This is a genomic window from Psychromonas aquatilis, assembly GCF_038155185.1.
Classification (GTDB): domain Bacteria; phylum Pseudomonadota; class Gammaproteobacteria; order Enterobacterales; family Psychromonadaceae; genus Psychromonas; species Psychromonas aquatilis.
On the sequence record NZ_JBAKAZ010000089.1, the window covers coordinates 1 to 7,494 of the forward strand.

General features: G+C 37.1%; 10 protein-coding genes. 2 read left to right on the forward strand and 8 right to left on the reverse strand.

All coding sequences use genetic code 11. From position 1 onward, the window contains the following. Positions 1-550: 550 nt before the first annotated feature. Positions 551-1,138 (reverse strand): TetR/AcrR family transcriptional regulator, encoded by a 588-nt coding sequence (locus V6256_RS14330; protein ID WP_341598928.1) that lies wholly within the window; start codon positions 1,136-1,138, stop codon positions 551-553. 113 nt (positions 1,139-1,251) lie between these two features. Here V6256_RS14330 and V6256_RS14335 point away from each other — a divergent pair, with 113 nt between their 5' ends. Continuing rightward, a complete protein-coding gene (locus V6256_RS14335) occupies positions 1,252-1,794 on the forward strand; it encodes a carboxymuconolactone decarboxylase family protein (RefSeq protein WP_341598930.1) in 543 nt (180 codons plus the stop codon). A 127-nt stretch (positions 1,795-1,921) separates the two neighbouring features. On the opposite strand, the gene V6256_RS14340 is transcribed toward V6256_RS14335, so the two are convergent. From V6256_RS14340 to V6256_RS14370, 7 genes are all read right to left on the reverse strand, one after another. After that, on the reverse strand, positions 1,922-2,110 hold the full coding sequence (locus V6256_RS14340) for an HAD family hydrolase (protein ID WP_341598932.1): 189 nt from the start codon (positions 2,108-2,110) through the stop codon (positions 1,922-1,924). An 18-nt stretch (positions 2,111-2,128) separates the two neighbouring features. Then, entirely contained in the window at positions 2,129-2,257 is a 129-nt protein-coding gene (locus V6256_RS14345; RefSeq protein WP_341598934.1) for a hypothetical protein, read from the reverse strand. 196 nt (positions 2,258-2,453) lie between these two features. Then, positions 2,454-4,184, reverse strand: coding sequence for an alpha-amylase family glycosyl hydrolase (locus tag V6256_RS14350; RefSeq protein ID WP_341598935.1), 1,731 nt, complete (start codon positions 4,182-4,184; stop codon positions 2,454-2,456). Between the two features lie 111 nt (positions 4,185-4,295). Next, on the reverse strand, positions 4,296-4,559 hold the full coding sequence (locus tag V6256_RS14355; protein ID WP_341598936.1) for a DUF7218 family protein: 264 nt from the start codon (positions 4,557-4,559) through the stop codon (positions 4,296-4,298). 157 nt (positions 4,560-4,716) lie between these two features. Next, positions 4,717-5,175, reverse strand: a complete 459-nt coding sequence (locus V6256_RS14360; protein ID WP_341598937.1) for a hypothetical protein — start codon at positions 5,173-5,175, stop codon at positions 4,717-4,719. 110 nt (positions 5,176-5,285) lie between these two features. Continuing rightward, entirely contained in the window at positions 5,286-5,966 is a 681-nt protein-coding gene (locus tag V6256_RS14365) for an SDR family oxidoreductase (protein ID WP_341598938.1), read from the reverse strand. 34 nt (positions 5,967-6,000) lie between these two features. After that, positions 6,001-6,555 carry a DJ-1/PfpI/YhbO family deglycase/protease gene (locus tag V6256_RS14370; RefSeq protein WP_341598939.1) on the reverse strand — a complete coding sequence of 185 codons (555 nt, stop codon included), beginning with the start codon at positions 6,553-6,555 and terminating at the stop codon, positions 6,001-6,003. Positions 6,556-7,214: 659 nt separating this feature from the next. Between V6256_RS14370 and V6256_RS14375 the strand changes: the two genes are divergently transcribed. Continuing rightward, positions 7,215-7,373 carry a YqaE/Pmp3 family membrane protein gene (locus V6256_RS14375; RefSeq protein WP_341598940.1) on the forward strand — a complete coding sequence of 53 codons (159 nt, stop codon included), beginning with the start codon at positions 7,215-7,217 and terminating at the stop codon, positions 7,371-7,373. Positions 7,374-7,494 lie beyond the last annotated feature (121 nt).

Below are 7,494 nucleotides of genomic sequence, written 5' to 3' on the forward strand. Positions count from 1 at the left end.
GGATAGCGAGTAAAAACCAACTGCGACGACAAGTTCATTAATCTTGCTTCACCCCTCACAAATTAAAAACGTAATTAGCATTCGCTAATGGCTCCCATGCGCAAGATTCATAAACTATTTAAAAATTAGCATTACTTTTTAGCTTTAGAGGCTTGAAAAGTATATTCGCTAATCACCCAGATGATTTGAGCCATCATATTTAGGTCTGTTTCATATTTTAAAATTTATGGCTGTCCAGCATTAGATTTAGCATTAGATTTATGGCTGTCCAGCATTAGATTTTAAAATATATGGCTGTCCAGCATTAGATTTACAGCATTAGATTTATAACTGGCAATCACGTTATTACAGATACGTTAACCTGTTAATTTCTAAAAAAGGGGGCAGTGTTTTACGCAGAAAACTTGATTGGCCTTGTTCTGATTGAACCGACTCTTACTATCTAACAACCTTGATTAATATTTATCATCAAAGTTCCTTTTAATCGTGTGCTTTTTCTCTGCTCAGGGCTTGAACAGATAGCTGATTGAGTGTGATTTTTAATCTGATTTTATAGCTTTTTGATCAGCAAAAACATTTGCTCGATCATTGGTTGAGCTAGTTGTGTTACGTCGGGGCGGTTAAAGTAACCGCGTAAACCGGTAAATTGCACCTGAAAAAAACGTGCATATTCAAGAGCAGTCAGCGAACTATTTAATTCACCGTTATTTATTGCTTGCTCAAATAATTGTGTTAAATAAACTTCAAATTCAGCTGCTTGATTTAAACTTAACTCATATAAATTAGCATCCTTTTCGGCAAATTCACTGTTTGCTTTCACCAACATACAGATAGCACTGGGGCTGCAATCTTTTGTTTCAATGATCACATGTTCCACAAAGGCATGTAAACCTTCTAGTACGCTATCCGCGTTTGATAAAAAGCTTTCTATTTGGGCTTTTATTTGTAAGGTGTAATCTTTTAATGATTCGTTGTATAGCCCTTCTTTGGATCCAAATGCCGAGTAAATGCTGCCCGGTCTCATGTTAATAGCTTCTTGTAAGTCACGGGTTGAGGTTGCATGAAAACCTTTTTGCCAAAAGAGCTGACTTGCAAGGCGTACAACCGACTCTCGCTCAAACTTTATTTTGTTAGCCATGTTATTTCTCAATTTATTTGAACACTTGCTCAATTTTAACTTGAGCAATCGCTCAAAATCAACTAGTATGTGTCCTGAAGTTACTTAAAACCCATTATTTATTGGAGCTAAAAATGACAGAATTTACTTTATACACAGCAGAAAACGCACCTGAAGAATCAAAACCTTTAATGGCTGATTCAGTAGCCGCATTTGGCATGCTACCTAATTTACATGCAGTAATGGCTGAAGCACCAACTTTACTAAAGGGCTATCAAGTACTGCATGACCTATTCCAAAAAACATCGTTTAACGCTGAAGAATTAACAGTGGTATGGCAATCAATTAACGTTGAGCATGAATGTCATTACTGCGTTCCGGCACACAGTGCAATTGCGGCTTCAATGAAAGTAGACCAAGATATTGTTGATGCGCTTGTGAACAAAACAGAGCTTGCTAATCCTAAGTTAGAAACGCTACGTGAAACCACATTGGCAATGGCGCGTGACCGCGGTGTTATTAGTGATGAGCAAATCGAGAAATTCTTTGCTGCAGGTTATGGCAAGCAGCAACTACTGGAAATTATTGTTGGTTTATCTCAAAAAGTAATGAGTAACTATACAAACCACCTTGCAGATACTCCAGTTGATGCACCGTTTAAAAAATTCATTAAATAGTTTATGACTTTTAAAAAGTGATATAAAAAAGGCAGCTTTGGCTGCCTTTTGTGTTTATAAAAGATCAACAACACCCAAACCCAACCAATACTCATTAAAGGTTAAGGTTAAAGGTTAAATACAAAGCCTACTTAGCATTTGCCTCTAACTGGTTTGCTATCTCTATAAGATCTCGGCCAATTAAATCTGGCTTCGCTGTAAGAGGGTAGAGCGCTTTACCTGGACGCATAATAAATGCGGTTTCCCAGCCTGCTTTATCTGCTCCTGCTAAATCCCATGCGTGTGCGGCTATTAACATCACATCTTCAGGTGCCATTTTCATTTCTTTTTGTGCCTAGTCATACACTTTTAAATCCGGTTTAAAGGTTTTTAAGGTTAATGATCCATCAAAATATTGTGCTAGATTTGAGTTTTTAAGTTGAGCTGTAATGCCTACATCAGAGGAGTTGGTTAATATGATCATGGTATAACCCAGAGCACGTATCTTTTTCAAGCCTTCAACTACATCCCTATGCGGTGCTAGGTCTCTAAAGGGGAAAAGCTCGTGGACAGCCATGAACTTTATTAGCTAAAGCGCGGCATCAAAATAAGGCTGTCTTACCAGAACATCTGGCTGTCCAGTTTTTTCCAATTTGTTTCTCTAGCCAATTTCCTTGTATCTAATTAGAAAAAATGAACACACCGTATTTAGGCATTTTAATAGCGCTATTATTTACGCTAACTTGCTCAGTTACGATGCCATCAGACCATGCAAATAAACATCTTGCCTCATCGTTTAGTCCACTTAATGCATATTCCTCTATTTCAGCATCAGATAGATTTAGGTAAACATTAACTTGTTCGTCAGCAATGCCATTTGAACGGCTGAACCCAATAACCTTATTTTTGTCATCACGGTGTATAATTTGTGTTTGCTCGCCTGTTAACCCTGCTGAGCAGCCCTGATTATTTTTACGCAAGGCAATTAATTGTTGGAATGCTGTATAGTATTCATTAAATTGCTGTTTTTTCTGCCAATTAAGCGCTTTATTATCATCAAACCAACCACTTTCTTTCATCTCCTGACCTTGAAATAGCATCGGGACACCAGCAGAGGTTAAGACTAAGGTTGCTGCAATAATCCCTTTTTGACGAGCAAAAAAATCATCGTCAACGTTACCGGGAGCAACTTCTTCTACTATTCTAGCTTGTCCGTTAGCGACTTCATCATGTGATTCTGTATATATAACACGCGAATACACGTGACCACTGTAACTATGTTGTAGGGCACCTATTACTTTATCAAGCTCTATATTTTCAGCGGACGGCTGAGTTAACGCTGCTCGTATTGGGTGTACAAATTGCGCATCCCACTGCGATGTAAAGCCACAACCATTTTGTTCTACTGGATCAGTGATGAAATCATGCTTGTGTAGATCTTCTGCTATACACATTTTATTAGCAAAGTTTTGTTTGATGGTTGAATTGATATCCTGAATTAGTTGGTAGCCTTCTGGAATATCATCTTGACCATTATCTTCCCCAGAAATACAGCGCATGAAAGGCAACATATCCATTCTCAATCCATCGGCTTTAAACTCTCTTAACCACATTAATGCACTGTCTTTGATGTAGTCACATACTTCGGTGCGACCGTAATCAGGTCGAGTCTCACCCCAAGGCGTTGAGCTTCGGTGATCATTGTAAAAGTAAATACCGCCTTTCTCGTTTTCGCTCCAACCATCGAATTGCCATATGTCCAAATCACTGGGTCCAAAATGGTTATAAACAACATCTAAAATGACGCCAATACCTCGTTGATGTGCTGCATCGATAAATTGTTTTAAACCATCTGGGCCGCCATAAGCTTCTTCAACGGCAAAAGGGGCAGCTGGGTTATATCCCCAACTAATATCTCCGGCGAATTCATTAACCGGCATTATTTCTAATACATTGACACCTAATTCAACTAAGTCATCCAGCTTTTCGATTGCAGAGTTAAAGGTGCCACGTTGGTCTGATATTTGATTAAAGGTGCCGATGTGCATCTCGTAAATGATTCTTTGATGGATTGGAGGTAATTCAAAATCGTCTATTTTCCAATTAAAATCATCATCGTATATGATTGAATTACCTACGCTATTAGTCATTTTTCTCGCGCGAGGATCATTTTTTGTGCTCTTTTTATTATCTGCAGGCTCAATACAAAATTTATATTGATCATTGTTTGCAGCTGTTGGAATATCGACCCACCAAATTCCGTTATCTGCTTGTTGCATTGCATCTTGGTCTTCGTCCCAATCATTAAAGTCACCCACTAAAGAAACTGATTTAGCATAGGGTGCCCACACTGAAAATTGGTAACCTTTGTCTATTTTATTAACACCTAAAACACCTTGATATGTTGACATAGTTTTATGCTCCAATAATGTACCCGATAAGATGAAAGCAGCTTTTATTTTATTTTTTAAACTATCATTAATATGGATTATGAATAATATCTTAAATCATGAAACGATTAACTAATGGGATCTTAATACGTCAATCAATTCTTGTTTATTCATCTTAGAGCGGCCATCAATGGTTAATGTTTGTGCTCGTTTATAGAGTTCAGCTTTAGTCCAGTTTTCATATGGCTGTGCTTTCCCGCCTTTTTTAGCGGGATGCATATCTGGATTTGCTTGTGCATTGGCAATACGAGCCGATTTTTCTTTACTGTTTCCTTGTTCAATCAAGGCTTCGTAAACGCTGTCATTTTTAATTTGTTTACCATGTTGGTCTGACATTACTTCCCCCTTTCGTTGCGATAAAGCGACCGCATTAACGGTCGGTTATTATTCATTCACTGTATTTTCTCAGTGAACACTGCATGGTTGATTTATCGTTCTCAGAAACTCAATGAACGGGATGTTTTAATAAATGCATCAGTTTCTTTAGCTGCGATTAAATATCATCCATTTCATTGATATCGATGGATAGTTGTTTCTTTTTTTGTTCAGCGTGTTGATGAAGGTTATCAAAGACTACTTTGACTTCTTGGGATTCATTTGATTTAGCAATACCTTGGTAAACGTCTGATAAATATTGGTTAAAGCGATCTGCTAATACCTCAACTTGTTCGCTCGTGACTTGCTTACGATCAAAATCAGTTGAAAATAAAGCATCAAGGTTTTGCTCAGGATCAAATTGAATAAATGCTTGTTGCGTTTTATCCGGTGCTTTATCAAAGTAGTTACTGACAAAATCGAGCAATTCAAGTTCGTGTTTTATTAGAATACCCAATAATAACTTGGTTCTTTGATTCTCAGCCTCCAAGGATAATGAGTGATAAAATTCTGCAATACGTGAGTGTAATTTTTGATTTTCTTTTAAGAAGTCGTGCACATTATTAAAGTTATTCATTAAGTTGCTTCCTTAACATTTTATGTAGTTTTTAACCTTGATTGATAGACCTATTAAATGCGTTACATAGGCCTATCTATACAGTTAGTCATGCAAATGAGTTATGTAAGTTAGTTTGTTGGCATCAGGGTTATTTCTCTTACATCACAACGAGGGTTGGCAGAAATGGCGTAAACAACGGCTTCTGCAACATCTGTCGGGTCTAACTTGTCAGGCTTAGCTTGATCAAAGAAAGGAGTGTTTACCATACCTGGGCAGATGGTAGTGCAACGACCTTTCCACTCTGCCATCTCCATTGCTAAATTTTGTGCAAAACCATAAGCAAACCATTTTGAAGCGCCATACACAGAACCTTTAAGTGAAATTTTTCCTGCGATAGAGCTAGTAACGATGAAATGTCCTTGAGTTTCTTTAAGTGCAGGAAGACTTGCTTTAGCGGTATACAGTAACGCATTTATATTGACATCTAGCATGGTTTTCCATTCATCGGGATTGCCATTTTCAATGCCAGGTGTGCTTACTCCCGTGCCAGCATTGGCAAATACAGCATCTACTCTGCCAAACTTTTCTTTTGCTTTATTGATGACGTTACTTATTTCATCCAAGTTTGATACATCTGCTGTGACCGCTAATACTTTATCTTTTCCCCAACGCTCTACTATGTCGTTAAGTTTGTCAGTGCTTCTTGCTGTGATCACCGCTTTGTGTCCAGCTTCGATGACTTTATCAACCGTCGCTGCGCCTATGCCACTTGATGCACCTGTTATGACTATTATTTTTTGATTATTCATGTTTCACCTTCTATTTATCTTTTACGTAAGCAGTTTAATGCGTCAATTGGTTTGCAATTGCCTCGACAAAAGCAGGAATGTCATCAGGATTACGGCTTGTTATTAGCTTTCCATCGACAACTACTGTTTTATCTTCCCAATGTGCGCCTGCATTTTTTAAATCTGTGCTAATACTTGGAAAAGAGGTGACCTTTTTATTATTGACAATATCTGCTTCCACTAATAACCAAGGGCCATGGCAAATAGCTGCGATTGCTTTTATGTTGTCTTCTTTTGTGGCTTTTTGAATTAACGACACCACTTCTTTATTGGTGCGTAAGAGGTCTGGGTTGATTTGACCACCCGGAAAAATAATACCGTCATAATCTGAAAGGGTGATATCGCTAACTTGTTTATCGACTTTAATTTTATCGCCCCACTTATTGACATCCCAACCACAAATTTCTTGATTGTTATCGATTGATAAAACGTCAATTTCGGCACCCAGTGCGGCTAAATTTTGTTTAGGTTGAAGTAATTCGCTTTGTTCAAAACCATCGGTCGCAATCATTGCAATTTTTTTATTATTAAGTGAATTGTTATTATTCATTCTTCCTCCTATTCAAATAGATTAATGATTATTCGCTACTTCTTCTTATGTATTGTTATCTGTAGCGTTTATTCTAACTATTTAGATATGTTGACCTTGCAATACCGATACCAGATTGTAAAAAGTTGGCTGTGAGCATTTGATTTAGGGGCTTGAAGCAGGTTTGGGCGGTGTAGAGTTATTAATAATATTGGGATGAATGATGTAATGTTTTTATTTATAAATGTAATATTTTCATGGTGTGCTTACTTTTAGGGAGCTTGAAATATTTGCATTTCAGTCAATAAACCTCTTTATTCTTTTTTTTTAAAATAATGATCTAAATACGCATGAAAACAAGAATTTTTAAGTGGAGGCTGTTAGTTGTGGAAAATATTGATATAGAGCTAAAAGCCTTATAAATACTGGTGTTATATTGATTTTTGTATGTCCATTATAGATGGAAGTCGCCTGTTTAAAGTTACTCATTCAATCTCTTTACTGACTGTAATAGTCTCTATAAAAAGCATTTCTTCTTTTTGAATTGTAAATCTATGGCATGCCATTTGCAGCATTATTCATTGTTACGCGAATATATTAACAGTGGAAAGTTGGTACTAGGTTGTTGAAATCGCCACTTAGCCGTTTCCAAATACTCATTTAAACTTAAGGATTAACCAATGGATATCATTCGAATCATTTTTGCTGTTTTATTGCCACCACTAGGTGTTTTTTTACAAGTCGGATTCTCATGGACATTCGTCTTGAATATCATTTTGACGCTTTTCGGTTATCTTCCGGGCATTATCCATGCAGTTTGGGTTATCGCAAGAGAGTAACAAAATAGATTAAATTTCGCTTTCATACTTAACTTAGTTGAAGTTAAGAGAGTCGAGAATCATAACCCCCCCCTGTGTCAGACTAGTTGTCACTCCTTAGTTTTCACTTAATAATAAAGAC